The following is an 18631-nucleotide window of genomic DNA, read 5'->3' as shown; positions in this document are numbered from 1 at the left end:
AGTCGCTGATTATTAGGGTGAAAAAAAGCATGGGGGACGAAAAGGGGACAGGGTCCGGCAGGAGGGGGGACAAAAAGTGGACAGGGGGTGCAGGCCCCGTAAATAGAGGGCCCGGAGCGATGTAGAAAGGTTTCGCCTATAAGGACATGATGGCCGTATCCAGGGAATCGGCCCGGGATAATTCCATTTTTTTCCGCAACCGGTGCCTCGCTTTTTTTACACCTTCGGCAGAAATATTCAGGATGCTGGCAATCTCCTTGGAAGAAAGGTTCATTTTTATCAACGCCATGAGCCGCAATTCTGTCCGGGTTATCTCGGGGTATTTCTCGGTGGCCTTCCGCGCAAAATCCTTGTGTACGGCTTCAAAATACTGGGTGAAATTTTCCCAGGCCTTATCGTCCTGCTGGTCGGCGGAAATGGTCCGCAGGAGTGCTTTGTAGGCCGTACTGTTGTCTTCAGTTTCCTTAAGGGATTTGGCCTGTTGTTTCAGGTCTTCCAGGATTTCATTTTTCTTGGCCAGGTGCAGGGCGTGGGTGGTGAGTTCCTTCTTCTTGAAGGCCAGTTCGGCCTTGACCCGCTCCCGCTCCAGGCGGTTGCGTTTCATCTTCTGGCGCAAGGCATAATAGCCCAGGCCGGCAAAAAACAGGACAACGACCAGGCCGGAAATCAACCCGATCCGCTGCAGGCGGTCCGCCTTCTGTTTCTCCTGCAACAAGGCGATTTCCTGTTGTTGCATTTGGATTTCCTGCCGGTTTTTTTCCGATTCGTACTGGATTTCGAGCGCGCTTATCTTGTCCTGGTTCTTTTGGCTGAATATTGAATCATAAGCCGAAAAAAAGCGCGTATGGAACGCATACGCCTGGGGGATGTTGCCCAGTTTATCGAAGGACTCGGAAATGCGCAGGTAGGTCTCCACAGCATCCAGGCTGTTGGATGGCTCAAAATAGCCCAGGCCGTTTTGGTACCGTTCCAGTGCCAGCCTGTAATCCCCTTCCCTGAAATGGATATCGCCCAGGCCGCGATGGGCCATACCCAATTCCCTGAGTTCTCCGGTTTCCCGGTTGATCTCCAGGGCTTTTTCCAGGTAGGTCCTGGCAGTGTTCAGCGAGTCCATTTTCAGGTAAACGGACGCCATGAGGTTGTATTGCTCCCCCAATTCGGTCTTTAGGTTTTCGGATTCAAAGTAAGGCAGGGCCTCCTGATACAGTTGCAGGGCTTCCCTGTAGTTGCCGGCCTCGGCCAGGTTGGTGGCCATGTTCGAACGGGTAATAGCCAGGCAATATTCCACCCCGGATTCCCCACAAATCGCCTCGACCCGGCGGTAATAGGTATTCGAAATTTCCAGATCGCCCAGTTCCGCATGGAGTTTGCCGATATTCATCAGGGCCGGAGCCAGGGCACTGCTTGGCTGGCCCAGTTGTTCACTGATCCTCAATGCGTTCTGGAACGATTCCAGCGCCAGGCCGGGCTTGCCGAGGTACTTGTAGAAAATACCCAATGCATTGTAATTAACTGGCAGGTCTTGCCGGTTGCCTATTTCACGGTTTACCTCAATAGCCAATTGGAGTTGGGCAGCACCTTCCTTATAATCCGATATGTAGTAGTGGTACCTTGCGCTGGATTCGTAAAGTCGGGCTTTCAGCGTGTCATTTTGTACCAGCGCATTGATTGCTGCCGCGGAATCCAGGTAGGCTTTGGCCGTCTGGATGTCGTATGCCCTCATGTTCAAAAAGATCTCCCTGTAGGTATAGGCACGCTCCAGGCCTTCCTGCTGCTCCAGAACCTGCTGCAAACTATCGAGAACCGGGTTATCGGTATGGGCAGGGGATTGGGCATATAAACCAAAATGCGCCAACAGGCCAATGCAACAAAAGAAGTGAAGGGTTCTTGTCATAGTCGTTGGATACCTAAATATAGGAAAAGGGAATAAAATTCCTTGCAAATGCTTACATCCCACGCAAAGGAAAAACGATCCATTTGAAGAATATACAGCCGGGCCCGTACCTGTTTTCTTAGTATTTTGCTCCCTAAATCAAAAATTATTGGAATATGGCATCCGGATTATTCGCCTTGCTGGACGATGTGGCAACCCTGATGGATGATGTGGCAACCATGACGAAGGTGGCCGCCAAGAAAACAGCGGGCATTCTGGGCGATGACCTGGCGGTGAATGCGGAAAAGTCCTCCGGATTTATCTCCTCCCGGGAATTGCCGGTGCTCTGGGCCATAACCAAGGGATCCTTCCTGAACAAAGTCATCATCCTGCCGGTGGCTTTTGTCCTGAGTGCTTTCCTGCCGGTGGCCGTCACGGTGATCCTGGTCATCGGGGCGTTTTACCTGGCCTACGAGGGGGCGGAAAAAATTTACGAATACTTCTTCCCGCACCCGCATGCCAAAGAGGAAGTCCCTTTAAAGTACGCCTCCAAAAAGGAAATCCTGGCTTACGAAAAGGAAAAGATCAAATCGGCCGTGCTGACGGATTTCATCCTCTCCGTCGAGATTGTAATTATCGCTCTGGGGACGGTGGTGGAGGAGTCGCTGCTCACGCAAATCCTGGTTACCACGGCTATTGCCCTGCTGGCTACGGTGGGGGTCTACGGCATTGTGGCCCTGATTATCCGGATGGATGAATTTGGCCTGCGGCTCATTGACCTGAACGAACGGCAGGATAGTTTTTCGGACAAGGTCGGGAACCTGCTCGTACAGGCGCTTCCGTACGTGATTAAGAGCCTCGCCGTAATCGGGACCATTGCCCTGCTGCTGGTGGCGGGGGGCATCTTTACGCACAACCTGGATTTTATGCACGATTTCCTCCACTCCCTGCCCGCATTGCTCCGGGATTTTATAGTGGGCCTGTTGGCAGGTGCAGCCGTGTTACTCCTGGTGAAGGGCGTGGTAGCCGCCTGGAAATAAAAAAGGGGACCCGAGGCCCCCTTTTCTGCTTTGCAACATGTGTTAGACTGCTAAGAAAACCTGATGAGTTTCAATCCGGTAAACCTACGCGTATTCCTCCAACTCATATGGCGGGACAGCATCCTGTCCACCCCTGTGTTGCTTTCGTTTGCGGTGTTTTTATTACGTCTCATAGTTGTAATTGGTTTAGCGTGATAAGGGCAATAGGCCCTGTTAAATTGCACGCACTACTAGGACGTATTTAAGGGAAAAAAGTTTCATTCGTTAAGAGGAGTTTAACGAAAATTCGGGAAGTTTATGAATAATTAAGAATATCTATATCCCGGCGAATTATCCATAGTGTTTGTCTATGCATAATCAGGTTTTCCGATTACGCGAGTTAGGGCTGCCATTCCCTGGATGCGGATTGCTCCGCTGTCGGAAAATCGGCGGGAACTTCCTGGGTGACTGCCCCCGTGGCGGCCCATTCGGCGCCCCGTTGCAGCGTGGTGATAAACCCGACGCATTCCATGGAATAGTCAAAATGCCCCAGGGTGGAATGGAAGACCCGCCCCTGTCCGTATTCGATGGCCATGAGCTGGGGTACGTGTTGCCCGATACCGACTACCTCGGGGTTCCAGGGCGGGGCGTTTTTCTCCACATCGGCGTAAGCGGTTGCCAGGACGGTGGCATTCTCAAAGGGCCCCCGCATACGCTCGTACAATTCGTCCTGGGTATGCATCCACGTGGCAGGCAGGCCCTTCATAATGGGGTGCTCCGGCGCCCGGGTGGTCAGCGCGAATTCATACTCCGGCCCGTGGGAGCCGCATACCCCTTCCGAATCGTCCCGGACGAGCTCCCCGGCATCGTTGTAATAGACATACGGCCCGGTTGTTTCATCCCTGCCGCCCCAGGCGCCCAAACCGATCATCCGGTTGAATTCCTCCCAGTGGCCCCAGGGGTTGTTGGCTGCGTGGACCACCACAAAGCCGCCACCGTTTGCCACGTATTGCTCAAAGGCTTTCCGGGTGGCTTCCGGCCATAGGGGGGAGGAGGCACCCAAATTCGAGATGATGACATCGTAGGGCGAAAAATCCATGGAAAAATCGGAGGTTTCGATCGGGTCGTGGGAGATGGCCCGGGCGGTGGAATCCAGGGGGTAATTTTCGATGAAGGAGGTGTACGGCTCCGGCCGGGACTCGTTGTATTTGATGCCCAGCCACACGGAGTCCATCCGGTGCACGGAAACGTCGAAGAGCCCTGTTTCCTCCAGGTAATCCCGCATCATCACAGTGGTTTTAGGCCAGACATAGTGGTTGTTCTGCCCATCCAGGATCAGGGCCTGTAATTTGTCAGGTGCCTGGGGTGGCGTTGCAATGTTTTTCTTTTCTTGTTTGCAGGCGATCGCCAGGAGGGCGATGGCCGCTATCCACCGGAGATGTTTCATCGTTTCAGGTTTGGTTGGTTTTATGAAATTTCCGGGCCGGTTGCCGGCACCGGGTCTCCTGTAAATATAAAACATCGTATTACACCGGGGAAAAACCCGTATATTTTTCCCATGGATGAATGCCCTTTGGAGAGCCGTGCAGCCCTGTTGGAAAGCCGGGTTGCCTTGCCGGAGAGTCGGGTGGCCATGTTGCAAGGCTGTGCAGCCCTGTTGGAGAGCCGTGTTCCCGTGCATTGGAACAGGTTTTTTATCGCCTTTCCAATCGTTGCGTGCCTGCTGCTGGGAGCTTGCGGGGAAAGGGAAAATGCCGCCGTGCAGACACCCGCGGTCCCGCCCAATATCATCTACATCCTGGCCGACGATTTGGGATACGGCGACCTGGGCTGCTACGGGCAGGAAAAATTCAACACCCCGAACATCGACCGGTTGGCCCAGGAAGGTTTGCTCTTTACCCAACACTATTCGGGGAGCACGGTTTGCGCCCCTTCCCGCGCCGCCTTGCTGACGGGGATGCATACCGGGCACACCGTGGTTCGGGGCAACCGGGAAGTACAGCCGGAGGGGCAGCACCCCATCCCGGACTCCACCTATACGCTGGCGGAAATGTTCCGGGAGAACGGTTATGCCACGGGAGCCTTTGGCAAGTGGGGCCTCGGATACCCGGGATCTGAGGGCGATCCGAATGCCCAGGGGTTTGACACCTTTTTTGGATACAATTGCCAGCGGATGGGACACCATTACTATCCCCACCATCTGTGGTACAACCGGGACAGCATCGTCCTGGAGGAGAATGCGGGCAAGTTAAAAGGCCGCTATGCGCCGGAGCTCATCCATCGGGAAACGCTCAATTTTATCGAGGAAAACCGTGAAAACCCCTTCTTCCTGTATGTGGCCTCCATTATACCCCACGCCGAGCTGGCAGCCCCGGAGGAAACCCTGCAGCGCTTCCGGGGCAGGTACCCGCCGGAAAAGCCCTATGAAGGAACGGACCAAGGGCCGCAATACCGAAAGGGCCCTTATGAATCCCAACAGAAACCCCGCGCGGCCTTTGCAGCCATGATATCCATCCTGGACCGGCAGGTGGGGGAAATTATGGAGAAGGTCCGGGAGCTGGGCCTGGAGGAAAATACGCTCATCGTGTTTACCTCGGACAACGGGCCCCACCTGGAAGGCGGGGCGGATCCGGATTATTTTGACAGCAACGGGCCGCTCCGCGGCTACAAGCGCGACCTGTACGAAGGCGGGATCCGGGTGCCGATGCTGGCGCGCTGGCCGGGTTGGATTCCACCGGGTACCCGGACGGACCACATCTCGGCTTTCTGGGATGTTTTCCCGACGTTTGCGGAGATCCTGGGTGTGGCCCCCCCTGTGGAAATGGACGGCATTTCCTTTTTACCCACCTTGCTGCAGGCCGGGGACGGACAGGAACAGCACGCCTACCTTTATTGGGAATTCCATGAACAGGGAGGCCGGCAGTCGGTGCGTAAAGCCGATTGGAAGGCGGTCAGGTACGAAGTCCTCGAGCATCCCGACGGCCCCGTTGAATTGTACGACCTCTCCGAAGACCTCGGGGAGACCCAGAATATCGCTTCGGACCACCCGGAGGTGGTGGCGGAGATGGAAAAGATCCTCCGGGAAGCCCGGACCCCATCGGCGGAATTCCGATTTGGCGGATAATGGGCAGACAGGGGCGGCTCCAAACCGTAAAACGGCACGTCACAGAATGCCGGCCCGGATATTTCCCCTTGCCCTGCCTGCAATTATCTTAAATCAATCTAAATTTAAATAATTGAAAACCAGTTATTTAAATTGATTCTATGGCGCTTTGCCTGTATTTTAAGACATATTGACAAATCAGAATACACTTATAAATAGAAAACCATGGCGATACGATTAGGAAGCAGTTGCATGAACTGCGACAACATGATGAGCGACAGCATGTGTAAAGTCCACGGGGTGAAGGTGGCCAGCCACTACACCTGTGACCATTTTGAAATGAAGGCCGAATTGGCCGACCATCGGGATTGCACCAGCTGCCAGAGATACGAACGGGACGACTGCGCCAACCCGGCCAAAGCGTCCCCGGGCATGATGTGCTCGGTTTGGGCCCCCCGGGAATTCCGGGCCTGACCGCCGAACCGGCGGACCGACAGATCAGCCAGCCGCAGCCTCGGCCCATTTCCCCGACCGTCCGACGCCGGGAACGATGGGATCCGCGAAGCACCTAAAATCTGCACAATGCCAGCCCCCAAAGGCTGGCTTTCTTTTTGTTTACGGGTGCGATCAATTTTATGTGTAATTTAAACGCTTTCAAATTCACACAGATGACAAGATTGATACTTGGTATCGCCCTGCTGATCGGCTGCTGCGTCGCCCGCGGCCAGGCAACCCTGGTAAAAACCGACAAAGGCTGGGTCTCCGGCACCACCGATTCCGAGCGCGGCCTGCGCGTTTTCAAGGGCATCCCCTTTGCCGCACCTCCCGTCGGAGAGCTGCGCTGGCGTGCCCCGCAACCGGTCAGGGCCTGGACGGATACCCTGCAAGCCACTGAATTTTCGGCCAGCCCCATCCAGAATGAACCAAGGCCTTTTTACGCCTGGAGTGAGGAATTTATCGCCCAACCGGAACCCCTGAGCGAGGATTGCCTGTATCTGAATGTCTGGACACCTGCTGAAAGCGGGAACGAAAAACTCCCGGTGTTTGTCTGGATTTACGGGGGCGGGCTTAACAGCGGATCGGCGAATTGCGCTATTTACGATGGAGCGGAGATGGCGTCGAAGGGTATCGTATTTGTAAGCCTGAATTACCGGGTGGGGGTACTGGGCTTTCTGGCGCATCCGGAACTCAGTGAGGAATCCGGGCATGGAGCCTCCGGAAATTATGGATTTATGGACCAGACAGCCGCCCTGGATTGGGTGCGGCGCAACATCGCTGCATTCGGAGGCGACCCGGACAATGTCACGATTGCCGGCCAGTCTGCCGGGGCTTTCAGCGTAAACGCCCAAATTGAATCCCCCCTGGCAAAAGGCCTGTTCCACAAAGCGATCCTGCAGAGCGGCGGGTTGCTTTCCGGCCAGCTCAGCCAGGACCTGGAACAGGCAGAAGCGGCCGGGGTCCGTTTTATTGAAAAAGCCGGGGTGCGTTCCCTTGAGGCCTTGCGGGAACTCCCGGCAGACAGCATCCAGGCTGTGAGCAACCTTCCGGGCGTGGGGCGCTTTGGCGTCACCCTTGACGGGCACTTCCTACCCGACACGGATATGCGGGCCTATTTCCGGGAGGGGCGTCATAACCAGGTACCGGTGATTGCCGGCTGGGTAACCGGGGACGGGAATTTCATGGGGTCCAACGCCATGACCCCCGAGGCCTACCGCCGGGAGGCCGACAGCCTCTACGGGGAGCGCGCCGGCGCCTTCCTGGAGCTATTCCCGGGCAGCACCGGGGAAGAGGTGCAGGAATCCAGGAGCCTGATAACCTTGTTGGGGTTTGCCGGCCTGCCAGCGCACCGGATGGCTTTAGCCAGTGGGGGGACAAGCTACCTCTACCAGTTTGGGCATGTGCCGCCGGACAAACCGGATTTCCCGAATTACGGGGCCTTCCATACCAGCGAAGTGCCTTTTGCCCTCCATACGCTACATACCTGGGACCGGCCCTGGCAGCCGTATGACCGGAAGGTGGAAGATACACTCTCCTCCTATTGGCTCAATTTTGCCAAAACCGGCAACCCGAACGGGCCGGGACTCCCGGCCTGGAAACACTACCAGTACGGGTCGGGGGATATCCTGGTCATCGATGAAACGATCCGGACGGAGCCCGGGTTGCTGCAGGAGGAATTGAGATTCCTCGACAGGAACTAGGGGGCAACCTGGACCTTGAAATATCTTGGACTAGGTCGATTTCCTGTAGGAACTCGGCAACACCCCGAAACGGGCGCGGAACATCTTGGAGAAGTGGCTCCGGCTGGAATACCCGATGTTGTAACAGATTTCCGAGACATTCATGTCGGTGGTTTCCATCAGTTCCCGGGCCAGTTCCATGCGCACATTCGTAATGAATTCGTGTGCGGAATACCCGTATACGATGCGGATTCCCCGTTGCAGTTTCCTGGAGGAAAACCCGAGTCGGGCGGCCAGGTCATCAACAGCTATCTTTTCCCCTGGGTTATCCCGGATAATCTCAGTCAGGTTTTTAATTTTCTCAAAATCCGCGATACTGAGTTCCGGTCGTTTAACTGCACCCAGGTGCTCCTGTTGGTGCGACTCGAGTTGGGAGGCGAGCATCCCCATAACGGCGCCTTCGGTAAGCAGGCGCCCCACTAGGTCCGTCCGCTCGTTTTTGATAATCGTTTCTACAAAATGCCCGGTTTGTGTGTCTATTTGTCCCAAATAGCGATAAGCGAGCTGCTTTTGCCCCACCCGGAACAGGTTTTCCAGGTGGGTCTCCAGTTGCGTTTTTATTTTTAGATCGGCCTCCGTGATCAGGTGGGTTTTCAGAATCAGGTAACAACTTTGCAGCGGTTCACCACCCGGTATTACAAAATCGGCAACGGTATGGTCGGTGCCCAGAATAAAAAAGTTCTGCCATTGCTGAATCTCAATAAAATGCTCTTCCGATTCAAATTTATGGCGTTGCCGCCCCTTCAGGTGGTATCCCAGGTAGTAATTCCTTTCACCGTTAAACTGAACCTTCCAGGACAGATCATCAAAAAATTGGATATTGTAGACCCAGGCAGTTAGGCCGGGATACAGCTCAAAAAGTTTGATGGAGCCCTGGCCTTTTTCGTTGTCCAGGATCAGTTGACCGGAACCATGGGATTCGACGACCTCCGCATCCAGGTAAACTGCGAATTGCCTGAGCATTTCTAACGGGGTATTCTCCCTCAAACCTAACATGAGCAGATAAAGGTTATGGTGCAGGCAAGCTTGTCAGCGTCTAATGTACTACTTTTCTGTAAAATTTCTGCAGGATGAAAATACGGATTAAAGGAAATTCAGTGCGTTACCGGCTCACGCGGGCCGAGGTGGAGGTTTTTTGCAACACCGGCTATGTTGAGGAGGAAACGGTTTTTCCCTCCGGGGTGTTTCGCTACATCCTCCGGGCGGAGGAAGGCGTGGCAGAGCCCACAGCAGATTTTACCCGGGGAACCATCACGGTAACCCTGCCGGCGTCGGCCCGGGAGGGCTGGTTGGAAGACACCCGTGTTGGGTACAGCAACTCGGCGGATTGGAACGACCCCGGGGCCCTGTCCATACTGGTGGAAAAGGATTTTGCCTGCCTGGACAACACGGTGGAGGACCAGTCCGACAACTTCCCGAACCCGAATGCTGAGTGTTGAAACCGATGGGAGCTGATGCGCCCGTTATCCGACTGAACTGTGCGAAAGGCCCGGCAATCGCGCACTAAGCTGTAGCACTAAGACTAATACTGGTATTTCCGGGAATTCAGCGAGCCCACGTCGTTGATGACAAAGGCCATATTCGGCAGCTGCTTTTTCTGCTGGAGTTCCCTGGCGTGGCGCACCATATTCTTGTCGGTGATGCCCGTTCGCGTAATGTAGACCGTGGCATCCGCGTGTTTAGCCAACAGGAGCGGATCGGCCACCGAGAGGGAAGGGGGGGAGTCCAGTATCACGATGTCAAACTCGGAAACGGCTCGCTGAATAAACCGCGCGAACCCTTTGCCGGACAGGAGTTGCGTGGGGTTCGGGGGCATCTTGCCGCCAAAACACACCTTTAAATAATCCAGGTTGTCGAAACCGCCGGCAATTACATCCTCCCATTTTACCCGGGATTCGCTCAGGTATTCGGAAAGGCCAAAGGAAAACGAATCCGGCTTAAAGTAGTTCATCAGCTCCCGGTTGCGCAGGTCGGCCCCCACCAGCAGGACCTTGTGGTGCATGCTCGCATAGGCCTGGGCCATGTTCAGGGCGGTGGTGGTCTTGCCTTCGCCTTTTACCGAGGAGGTTACCAGAACGCATTTGCCCCTGGCAGCATCCCCTGCATCCCCTGCATTCCCGGCGTCCGCTGCATTCCCGGCCCCGTCGGCACCGCTGGATCCGCTTGCACCCCCGGCACCCCGGCCATTCGCCCCGTCACGGGCGGAAAGCAGCGTATCCAGGTTGGTGGTGGCAATGCGGAAGGATTCTGCCAAGACAGAGCGGTCTGCGGCGTTGATCACCTTGCGCGATTTTTTGAAGGTGGGTATTTCTGCCAGGATCGGGACCTCCGGGCTCAGCCGCACCAGGTCCGTCCGGTCCTGGATCTTCCCGTTAATCGTAAAGTGGAGGTACAGCACTATGAAAGGCACAAAAAGGCCAATCATGAAGGACATCGGGTAGACAATCCGCTTTTTGGGGGAGAGGGGTTCGGTATCCGTAAGCGCGTAGTCCACCACCTTGATGGACGGGGCGGTAACCGCATAGCTGAGGGCGGCTTCCTCCCGTTTCTGGAGCAGCAGGATAAAGAGGTTTTCCTTGATGTCCTGCTGGCGTTCTATAGAGCGCAGCATCTTTTCCTTCTCCGGCAGGCGGGAGAACATCGTATTGGCCCGGTTTTTTTCGCGGGTGAGCTGGCGCAGGGAGAGCTTCAGCTGCGTCTGGTAGATGTTCAGCGTCTTCATGATATTCACCTTGGCGTTCTGCAGCTGGTTGGAAATGGCGATCAGCGTGGGGTGGCTTTCCCCCACATTGGTCAGCAATTCCTCCCGCTCCAGGGCCATCTGGTTGTATTTGGCCACCATGGAGTTCAGCCCGCTGTTTTCCAGGCCCACGTCCACCGGCAGCAAGCCGTAGGACGACTGGGCCGTAACCGCCTTCTTGAGCAGGTCGGCCAGGGAGACCTGCGTTTCCAGCTGGGTGACTTCGTCCTGGGCCACCGCGCGCCGCTGAAGCGAAAAATCCACGTCGGAATCCAGGTAGGACAGGTCGTTGGTGCGTTTAAAGTCTTCTTTCCCCACCTCGATGGAGTCCAGCTCCTGGGAGAGGCTCAGGAACCGCTCGTCGATAAAATCCAGGGTCCGCTTGGAAACCAGCTGCCGGTCCTTAATCCCGTCCTGGTTGAATTTGTTGATCAGCTCGTTCAGGATGGCCTCCGAACGCTCCACGCTCTGCCCCCGGATGGACAGGGCCAGGATTTCGCTGTCTTTGCTCACGGGTTCCACGCGAATTTTTTCTGCCAGGTTCAGAACGGCCTGTTTGATGGGGGTCAGGGTTACCCGGAACTGGATGCCAGCGTATTCCTCCGGAACTGCATCGGGCCGGAGCGTAATATCAAAGGGCAAACCGGTATCCAGGGAATCCGGGGTCATCAGGGACACAGTCCGGGAGGTTTCGGATTCATCGGTAATCCTGGCGTTAATCCCCTCGATTCGGATGTCGTACGCCCGGGTAGTTTCCAGGCTGTCTTCTGCTACCAGCTTGGTAACGGCGAACGGGGGATTCCAGATTTCCGTCGTCTTTACGTTCCCCACCTGGTAATACGAAATATCCAGGTTCAAGGTTTCCACAACCTGCCGGAGGATCCGATACGACCGGAGGACCTGCACCTCGTTCTCCATATTTACGGAACTGCCCTGGCCAAAGAGCGAAAGGGCCTCGGAAGTGATGTCGATGCCCTGGGATTCGTCGATGATTTCGATTTTGGCAGTGGATTCGTAGACAATCGGGGCATAGCGCATGTAGAGGTACCCCAGGCCCACACTGATAATAACGGCCGCCAGGAACCACGGCCAATACCGCAGGTAGCGGGCAATAAGTGCTTTGAGATTCGTTTGTTCCGAATGCTCTTCTTCCAAAATGAATGCGGATTCCGCCATAGTCATGGATTCCCGAAGGGGGATAAATGTAACAAAGATTTTAAAGTCCGGGGGTACTTCAAAGGTTAAAATAGCCAGGAGAAACCCATCGATCCGGGGATGGGTGTTTTATCCACTTACAACTCGTCAAAAGCGCGGATTATCCCCAGGCTTGCTCCTATTTTCTAAAGAACTGCGGAAGTTTTGACAGGTTCTTGTAGCCGAGAGCCAAAAAGGGCATTGCAATCTGGTTGGCGCGCATGGCCCGCAGGTCTTCGCGGGATTTTTGCAGGATGTTTTTCAGGCTGCGGTTACTGGCACCGCCAACGCGCATTTTCGTAATAACCCCGGGCAGATATGTAAATGCGTATTCCGTATCCTGAAATATTCGCAGCATAAAATCGTAATCGGCGGCTATCTGGTAGGAAAGGTCGAATGCCCCGTGCTTATCGTAAACCGACTTTTTCAGAAACAGCGTGGGGTGGGGAGGCATCCAGCCTTTCTGCAATAAGTCCCTATTGAGAGGCGCGCTTTTCCAGTGCCTTACAACACGGTCGGGATCTTCCTGGCGAACATATTCCAAATCCCCGTATACGCCGTCCGGATTGCCGTTATTAAAACATTTGATAATCCGGTTCAGCACCCCGGAATCTGCCAGCATATCGTCCGAGTGCACAAACCCCACGATATTGCCCCTGGCATTGGAAACCCCTTTATTGAGCGCATCGTAAATCCCGGCATCCGGCTCTGAGATCACCCGGAGGTGCGGGTGGCTTTCCCGATATCCTTCCAGAAATTCCAATGTCCCGTCCGTTGACGCCCCGTCAATCATCAAATGCTCATAATCTTTATAATCCTGGGCCGCAACGGAATCCAGGCAACTTTTCAGCGTTTTAACGCTATTGTAGGTGGCGGTGATGAGTGTGAGGGTCATAGCAAACCAATGAGCATTTTGAACTGAAATGCTTTTTTCAGGGTTTCTAATATTTTATACCCACGGCGAAGCGTTAACGTGACCATTCTCCCAAAACGTAAGTTTTTTGCATAAGCCAACATCTCAATGCGCTGGTAAAGAGGTAATGAATCCTTAACCAAAGGGTAGTTTTTGTCGAAAAAGGCGCGATGGTACTGGGGATCTTTTGACAATTCCCCCCCCTTTCTACAGTAAACGACCCAGCTCTTACTTTTGTAGATAGCCAACTCTTTTTCAAGTTCCGTTTGAAGTCCTTCTCTCGCTAAAATAGTTTCTATATAGCGATGTTCCCTGTAAAAGCCTTCGACTGGTCGGCTAATTTCACTTTGAGAAACATTGCTTGTATGTATGACATAATTTAAGATTCCCTCTTCGATGAGGGCTATCTTTAAGTCATTATTAGCAATTAGTGAAAAGTTAGCAATGACATCTTCGGAGAATGCGAAATATGCTGGCATTTCCAATGTTTTCAACAAATCGACTCGAAAAAGACGCCCCCAGATGTATCCGGTAAGTTTACCTGTTAGCAGGTATTCGAATAGGGATCGCTTATCCTGTGTGCGAGGAAGGGCGTTTTTGATAAGCTTTTTATGACCATTCTTAAGCATAAAGTGGTTGGCAACCACTATATCAGCACTTGTCTCCTCCATTTTATGCACTAGCAATTCAACGGCATGCTTCTCCAGATAATCGTCTGAATCGAGATTTAGAATGGCATCTCCTGTAGCGTGTTGAATACCAATCTTGCGTGCCATTAAGGTCCCTGCATTTTCCTGGTCCATAAGTAGGATACGCGCATCCTTTTGCTGCCAGGCTTTGATAAGGGGCAAGGTCCCATCCGTGCTTCCGTCGTTTACAACAATTATTTCGATGTTCCCATAACTTTGAGAAGAAACAGAAGACAAGCAACGATCGATGAATTTCTCAGAGTTATGGGCAGGGATTACTATTGAAACTTTCATCCGTAGGGCGAAATCTAAAATGGTTAAAAGGCCTCTATGATTGATTAGTATTTTGTAATATCATAACCGTATTCTAGGTGGAAATATTCGATGATTTTACTACGGTTTTTTTTTGTTTCCCGTAATACTTCGTAAATCTTAACATCCACGAGGTAGCGATACCAAAACGCGTGTAAACAGTTCCAAATAAAACCTCTTTTACCTTCTAAGAATCCTCCTAGGATAAAGTACCGAATAAACCAATAAATAAAAGGGCGGATGAAAAGTGGAAATGACAAATATTTTAATTTTAACCAGCGTTTTCGTTGTTCTTGATTTCCAAGTAGTTTCGGCTTTAGCCTATCGGCATTTGTGAAATTATATATCCCGTCAAGTATGTCGATTGCCTCCCTAATGGTGTATTGGTTGTGCTTATTTGTCCACCAGGTCATATTATTCAGATTGTGATCTATAAGATCGCCCTTACCGAATTCAATTGTTTTTCCGCTTCTAAGAATCACGCGTTCGTCCATCCAGCGATGTTCACAATACCCATATCCATTTCGCCAAAGTTTGATGTGCCAGATTGGATACATCCCCCCCTTTTTCAGAGGCATGTCCATAAAATACATCAACCGCTTGACATAAATACCTGTGATCTCCTTGCTCAGTTTGGGAAGTCTCGTTCGTAATTCCTGTATGAGGTTGTTTGTAAAATATTCATCGGCATCAATTCGCAATACCCATTCGGAATTAATCGGAACATTATCTAATGCCCAGTTAAATTGGTATGAATAATTGATCCATTTATTTTGAACGAATTCTACATTTTCACTTCGGGCAATGGATTCTGTATTATCTGTGGAATATGAATCCACCACGATGACACGTTCACAAAATGCCTTTACATTGTTTAAACATCTTTTTAAGTGCAACTCCTCATTATGTGTTAAGATAATTGCTGTAATGGAAACCTTTGTCATACTACAAATTCAGGTTTCGCACCCTTTTGATTCAGCCACATGTAGAGTTCATTCATTTTTTTGGCAACGGCGTCGATACTGTACTTATCCTCGATCAATTTTCTTCCGTTCAATCCCATTGTTACCAATTTGTCATTGGGAAATCTCAAAACTTCTTCAAGAGCACGGATCAAAGGGGCTGTTCCAATGTCGATCCATTGTCCGCACTTATATTTATTTAAATCTTCCCAGGGAGCACCTTTGGTAGTAATTACTGGAGTCCCTGAGGCCAAAGATTCTGCAATTGCTATCCCAAAATTTTCGGTATATGTAGGAAGAACAAATAGGTCAGCCTGTTGAAATGCCGCCACTTTGTTTTCTCCGTATAATGGAGACAAAAAGTTTATACTATGAGATAAATTATAAGTTGCTACCTTAAATTTTAGTTGATCAATGTATTTTTTATCTCCCATTCCAACTATATCGATTTGCCATTCCTCTTTTATGCAATCTGAAATTTTTGCCCAAGCTTCAATTAAGTTCTCGATACCTTTTGAATAGTGTATACGAGACAAGTAGAGCAATTTCTTTTTTACTTTAATTGGCTTACTTTCCAATAATGGGAAATCTTTTATGGGTATACCATTAGGAATAATAGCAATTGGGTTCTCTAAACCTAAAAAGCGAATTGATTCGGCTTCCTGAATGGCGGTAGCGTGCAAACAATTAGCCTTTTTTAAGTCGCTAAATTGATAAAGTTTTAACGCTAACTTCTTTTTTAGTCTACTCTGTTTTAGAGACCATGGCTTCAGCATACCATGTGGCGAAATCACATAAGGGATATTATTTGTTTTTGCCATTGTAGCCATTTGATGAATCGGAGGATCCCATATTCCATGCCCATGATAAATCGAATGATTTGAGTTATTTAGCTTCTGCTTTAGTTTGATAAAATAACCAAGTAAATTCTTATTGTAGGTGTGAACATCAATACCATTCAATTTATAATCCCCAATAATTGGATCTTGGCTTTTAACCGTGTGCAGGGAGTATTGGCAACTATTATTGAATTTTATCAATTCCGAAAGTAAAGGTACTACCACTCGTGGAGGTCCTCCGCTCGAATTGTCTAGTGAGGCGATAATATGAGCTATCGTCATTTATTCAATTAAAAATTTTGCTGTATAAGCTTCTATATTCATTTACAAAAACATTTACATTAAATCGATTTAGGTTTTGATACCCCTTTTGAACTAATTCCAATCTCAAATCAGCATTACTTCGCACCTCTTTAATAGCCTTTCTTATGCTATCTATATCATAGGGATTTACTAGAATAGCTCCCTCTCCGGCCACGTATGGCATCGAAGTGGTAGTTGAGCTAATCACAGGAAGTCCATAATTTTGAGCCTCTAAAATTGGAAGACCGAATCCCTCCTTGGTTGATGCGAAAAATAGCAGGTCGGAAGCCAAATATTTTTTTTTCAGAGTTGATTTGGGAATACCATACGAATTGACATATGAAATATTATGTGTTCTCATTAATTCTATAATGCTATTTCCTAATTTGCCTACTATGTCCAATTGTAAATTCTCCTGATTACTAACAGCAAGAATTAAACGTTCTATATTTTTATTATGAGACGTACCGATAACCAAAATTGTAAATGTTCTATCAAAATAATCTACGGTTCGATGTTTTTTTGTTACATCCTTAGATATTGCATTCGGTATTACATGAATTTTTCTTTCTGGAACATTAAAATGTTGTCTTAATTGTGATTTTGTGAACGGTGATATAGCCACAATTTGATTTGAAAAGAAGAAAGGCAATCTAAACCATATTAATCCGTAAAGAAATTTCCTTAAACCGTGTAATTGCTCGTAATGATTACAGTCATGTACAGTAATAATTGATTTTTTCCAAAAAAGGAATGCTGCCATATAGTGAACATCTCCGGTAATATGAATGTTTTTCTCCTTAATGCCAAAGGAGAAATTAATTAATCTAAAAGCATTAAATAATGAATTTAAATCGTACGGAAGTTCAATCCTATTGATGCCAGGAAATCGTTCCAAAGGTTTTAGAACATTTTCAATACTATTCCTGCCCATTATTTTATGCCTAAATAGTAATGCGATTTCTGACATAGACTGACGTACGTTTTTTAAAAAACAAATAATTAATAATTACTATCAGAAATACAGTTTGAAGGATTCCAGATATCAAAAAGAAGATGTCTGACTCAACCTTTAAAAGGTCTACCATAATCAATATATATAACAACAAACCAAACATCGTATTAACATCTGATTTTGTATTTATGAATGAAATGAATATGCTAAAAAGAAAAAAGGTTAAAAAGACGGTAATTAATCCTCCTTCAAAGAAGGACCAACCATAAGTAGTAGGTGTTATTGAAGACGTGTCATTTCCAGTAGTAATCTCATATAAAATCGATCCCGAATTTGCTGTAGGCTTATTTGGGATTAGAAATCTAGGTATTACCCATGCAATAGGTAGATATATATATCGGTTCAGATATTTAAATTCGGTCCAGATTTGTTCATTCTCCACACTATACATTAAAATTGGAAAGAGTGAAAGTCGCCCCTGGTAACTTTCTGCACCAGTCACTAAGTTCTCTACAAACCCATTCTCAATTGTAGTTGCAACCGCCTTTTTCACAGACTCTACGCGTCCAAGATTGTTTGATTCATGCAATATTGTACGGTACGTGTTATTAACGGGGTACAGGAGAAAAGCAAATATAGCTAGGCATAAAATAAGAACATTAGATATTTTTTTTCGAGTTAAAATATAGGGAACAACTACTATGACTAAAGGAGTCAAGATTGCTTCCTTCATACCTGTAACGAAGCCGAGTAGTATTTGGAGAAGAAGGAAGGCCTTAAAAATAAATGAAATTCGACCAGAATTATATTTATATCGGAGTACAAGTATGGCTAAAATGGCCAACAAGATCGGATTTAGAACATTTGTGATTTGGATAAATACCGAGAAAACTGAAGCCGATCCAATCGGAATTGCTGCGTATCCTGTTATACCGCGGGTAATAAGAATTACCTGGCTAATTCCGACACAAAATACTAGTCCATGAAAAGTCTTTCTGTTCCGAAAAACAAGAATTTCCTTTTTGCTTTTTTTGCACTGATTTAAAGGATTGAACTTTTTTTTGATAGCTCCGTTTCTAGAAGAAAAAATAAGCTTTTCACCTAGCCAAAGAGCTGCCAATCCACATAGAAGCACAAGTATGCTTGGCAATGCTGAAGAAGAATTTACGTAATTGCTGTTGTATACTAGAATTTTGGTCTTGAAATCTAAATCCCAAATAAGCCCTAAATAGTTTAAAACAACAAAAAAAAATGTAGCTAGTCGAAACCAATCTAATAAATAAGGCATTCGACTCTGTTTCCAATGCCTTAAAAATGAGATGATCGTTAATTCAATTAATAATCCAGATAAAAGTGCTCCAACTTTAAGGTCAAATGAATCTACTGTGTAGAACACAACTAACAAGTAAAGGCAATAAATTAGCCAAATTCCTGCCCTAATCCAGTTGTAGTTTTTATTAGTAAGTCTAAGCGTCATCTCGAAATCAAACTC

15 protein-coding genes are annotated in these 18631 nt (G+C 49.3%); 5 read left to right on the top strand and 10 right to left on the bottom strand.

The window, feature by feature from the left end; all coding sequences use genetic code 11:
- Positions 1-136: 136 nt before the first annotated feature.
- Positions 137-1894: a tetratricopeptide repeat protein gene (locus RB2501_RS13665; protein WP_083760732.1), complete on the bottom strand. Its 1758-nt coding sequence runs from the start codon at positions 1892-1894 to the stop codon at positions 137-139.
- 155 nt (positions 1895-2049) lie between these two features.
- Between RB2501_RS13665 and RB2501_RS13660 the strand changes: the two genes are divergently transcribed.
- Positions 2050-2913 carry a DUF808 domain-containing protein gene (locus tag RB2501_RS13660; protein WP_015755443.1) on the top strand — a complete coding sequence of 288 codons (864 nt, stop codon included), beginning with the start codon at positions 2050-2052 and terminating at the stop codon, positions 2911-2913.
- A gap of 379 nt (positions 2914-3292) precedes the next feature.
- Here RB2501_RS13660 and RB2501_RS13655 read toward each other — a convergent pair whose 3' ends face one another.
- Positions 3293-4339: a ThuA domain-containing protein gene (locus tag RB2501_RS13655; RefSeq protein WP_015755442.1), complete on the bottom strand. Its 1047-nt coding sequence runs from the start codon at positions 4337-4339 to the stop codon at positions 3293-3295.
- 111 nt (positions 4340-4450) lie between these two features.
- On the opposite strand from RB2501_RS13655, the gene RB2501_RS13650 reads away from it, so the two are divergent.
- The 3 genes from RB2501_RS13650 (at position 4451) to RB2501_RS13640 (ending at position 8193) form a co-directional block, all read left to right on the top strand.
- The gene (locus RB2501_RS13650; protein ID WP_238528075.1) at positions 4451-6016 is read left to right on the top strand and encodes an arylsulfatase; all 1566 of its coding nucleotides are present in this window, start codon (positions 4451-4453) and stop codon (positions 6014-6016) included.
- Positions 6017-6220: 204 nt separating this feature from the next.
- Complete coding sequence (locus RB2501_RS13645; protein WP_041327284.1) at positions 6221-6469, top strand: hypothetical protein; 249 nt, start codon at positions 6221-6223, stop codon at positions 6467-6469.
- A 194-nt stretch (positions 6470-6663) separates the two neighbouring features.
- On the top strand, positions 6664-8193 hold the full coding sequence (locus tag RB2501_RS13640) for a carboxylesterase/lipase family protein (protein ID WP_041327282.1): 1530 nt from the start codon (positions 6664-6666) through the stop codon (positions 8191-8193).
- A 30-nt stretch (positions 8194-8223) separates the two neighbouring features.
- Here RB2501_RS13640 and RB2501_RS13635 read toward each other — a convergent pair whose 3' ends face one another.
- Positions 8224-9195 (bottom strand): helix-turn-helix domain-containing protein, encoded by a 972-nt coding sequence (locus tag RB2501_RS13635; RefSeq protein WP_015755438.1) that lies wholly within the window; start codon positions 9193-9195, stop codon positions 8224-8226.
- Positions 9196-9302: 107 nt separating this feature from the next.
- Between RB2501_RS13635 and RB2501_RS13630 the strand changes: the two genes are divergently transcribed.
- A complete protein-coding gene (locus tag RB2501_RS13630) occupies positions 9303-9671 on the top strand; it encodes a DUF7009 family protein (protein WP_015755437.1) in 369 nt (122 codons plus the stop codon).
- A gap of 83 nt (positions 9672-9754) precedes the next feature.
- Here the strand turns inward: RB2501_RS13630 and RB2501_RS13625 are convergent, their stop codons facing one another.
- The 7 genes from RB2501_RS13625 to RB2501_RS13595 all read right to left on the bottom strand — a co-directional run bounded on the left by RB2501_RS13625 (position 9755) and on the right by RB2501_RS13595 (position 18616).
- Entirely contained in the window at positions 9755-12148 is a 2394-nt protein-coding gene (locus tag RB2501_RS13625) for a GumC family protein (RefSeq protein WP_015755436.1), read from the bottom strand.
- A gap of 157 nt (positions 12149-12305) precedes the next feature.
- Positions 12306-13061, bottom strand: coding sequence for a glycosyltransferase family 2 protein (locus tag RB2501_RS13620; protein ID WP_015755435.1), 756 nt, complete (start codon positions 13059-13061; stop codon positions 12306-12308).
- The gene (locus RB2501_RS13615; protein ID WP_015755434.1) at positions 13058-14062 is read right to left on the bottom strand and encodes a glycosyltransferase family 2 protein; all 1005 of its coding nucleotides are present in this window, start codon (positions 14060-14062) and stop codon (positions 13058-13060) included. The genes RB2501_RS13620 and RB2501_RS13615 overlap by 4 nt, the downstream gene beginning before the upstream one ends.
- A 44-nt stretch (positions 14063-14106) precedes the next feature.
- Positions 14107-15024, bottom strand: a complete 918-nt coding sequence (locus RB2501_RS13610; RefSeq protein WP_015755433.1) for a glycosyltransferase family 2 protein — start codon at positions 15022-15024, stop codon at positions 14107-14109.
- On the bottom strand, positions 15021-16163 hold the full coding sequence (locus RB2501_RS13605; RefSeq protein WP_015755432.1) for a glycosyltransferase: 1143 nt from the start codon (positions 16161-16163) through the stop codon (positions 15021-15023). The genes RB2501_RS13610 and RB2501_RS13605 overlap by 4 nt, the downstream gene beginning before the upstream one ends.
- Positions 16164-16167: 4 nt before the next feature.
- On the bottom strand, positions 16168-17154 hold the full coding sequence (locus RB2501_RS13600) for a glycosyltransferase family 4 protein (RefSeq protein ID WP_015755431.1): 987 nt from the start codon (positions 17152-17154) through the stop codon (positions 16168-16170).
- Positions 17129-18616, bottom strand: coding sequence for a hypothetical protein (locus RB2501_RS13595; RefSeq protein WP_041327280.1), 1488 nt, complete (start codon positions 18614-18616; stop codon positions 17129-17131). The genes RB2501_RS13600 and RB2501_RS13595 overlap by 26 nt, the downstream gene beginning before the upstream one ends.
- Positions 18617-18631 lie beyond the last annotated feature (15 nt).

Origin of the sequence: Robiginitalea biformata HTCC2501, from assembly GCF_000024125.1 — a bacterium.
In the GTDB taxonomy this organism is placed as follows: Bacteria; Bacteroidota; Bacteroidia; order Flavobacteriales; family Flavobacteriaceae; genus Robiginitalea; species Robiginitalea biformata.
This window is presented reverse-complemented; position numbering and strand designations above follow the sequence as displayed.

Excerpts from the sequence above, each read along its gene's own strand:
- RB2501_RS13665 (WP_083760732.1), bottom strand. The coding sequence starts at position 1,894 with ATGACAAGAACCCTTCACTTCTTTTGTTGCATTGGCCTGTTGGCGCAT.
- RB2501_RS13660 (WP_015755443.1), top strand. The coding sequence starts at position 2,050 with ATGGCATCCGGATTATTCGCCTTGCTGGACGATGTGGCAACCCTGATG.
- RB2501_RS13655 (WP_015755442.1), bottom strand. The coding sequence starts at position 4,339 with ATGAAACATCTCCGGTGGATAGCGGCCATCGCCCTCCTGGCGATCGCC.
- RB2501_RS13650 (WP_238528075.1), top strand. The coding sequence starts at position 4,451 with ATGGATGAATGCCCTTTGGAGAGCCGTGCAGCCCTGTTGGAAAGCCGG.
- RB2501_RS13645 (WP_041327284.1), top strand. The coding sequence starts at position 6,221 with ATGGCGATACGATTAGGAAGCAGTTGCATGAACTGCGACAACATGATG.
- RB2501_RS13640 (WP_041327282.1), top strand. The coding sequence starts at position 6,664 with ATGACAAGATTGATACTTGGTATCGCCCTGCTGATCGGCTGCTGCGTC.
- RB2501_RS13635 (WP_015755438.1), bottom strand. The coding sequence starts at position 9,195 with ATGCTCAGGCAATTCGCAGTTTACCTGGATGCGGAGGTCGTCGAATCC.
- RB2501_RS13630 (WP_015755437.1), top strand. The coding sequence starts at position 9,303 with ATGAAAATACGGATTAAAGGAAATTCAGTGCGTTACCGGCTCACGCGG.
- RB2501_RS13625 (WP_015755436.1), bottom strand. The coding sequence starts at position 12,148 with ATGGCGGAATCCGCATTCATTTTGGAAGAAGAGCATTCGGAACAAACG.
- RB2501_RS13620 (WP_015755435.1), bottom strand. The coding sequence starts at position 13,061 with ATGACCCTCACACTCATCACCGCCACCTACAATAGCGTTAAAACGCTG.
- RB2501_RS13615 (WP_015755434.1), bottom strand. The coding sequence starts at position 14,062 with ATGAAAGTTTCAATAGTAATCCCTGCCCATAACTCTGAGAAATTCATC.
- RB2501_RS13610 (WP_015755433.1), bottom strand. The coding sequence starts at position 15,024 with ATGACAAAGGTTTCCATTACAGCAATTATCTTAACACATAATGAGGAG.
- RB2501_RS13605 (WP_015755432.1), bottom strand. The coding sequence starts at position 16,163 with ATGACGATAGCTCATATTATCGCCTCACTAGACAATTCGAGCGGAGGA.
- RB2501_RS13600 (WP_015755431.1), bottom strand. The coding sequence starts at position 17,154 with ATGTCAGAAATCGCATTACTATTTAGGCATAAAATAATGGGCAGGAAT.
- RB2501_RS13595 (WP_041327280.1), bottom strand. The coding sequence starts at position 18,616 with ATGACGCTTAGACTTACTAATAAAAACTACAACTGGATTAGGGCAGGA.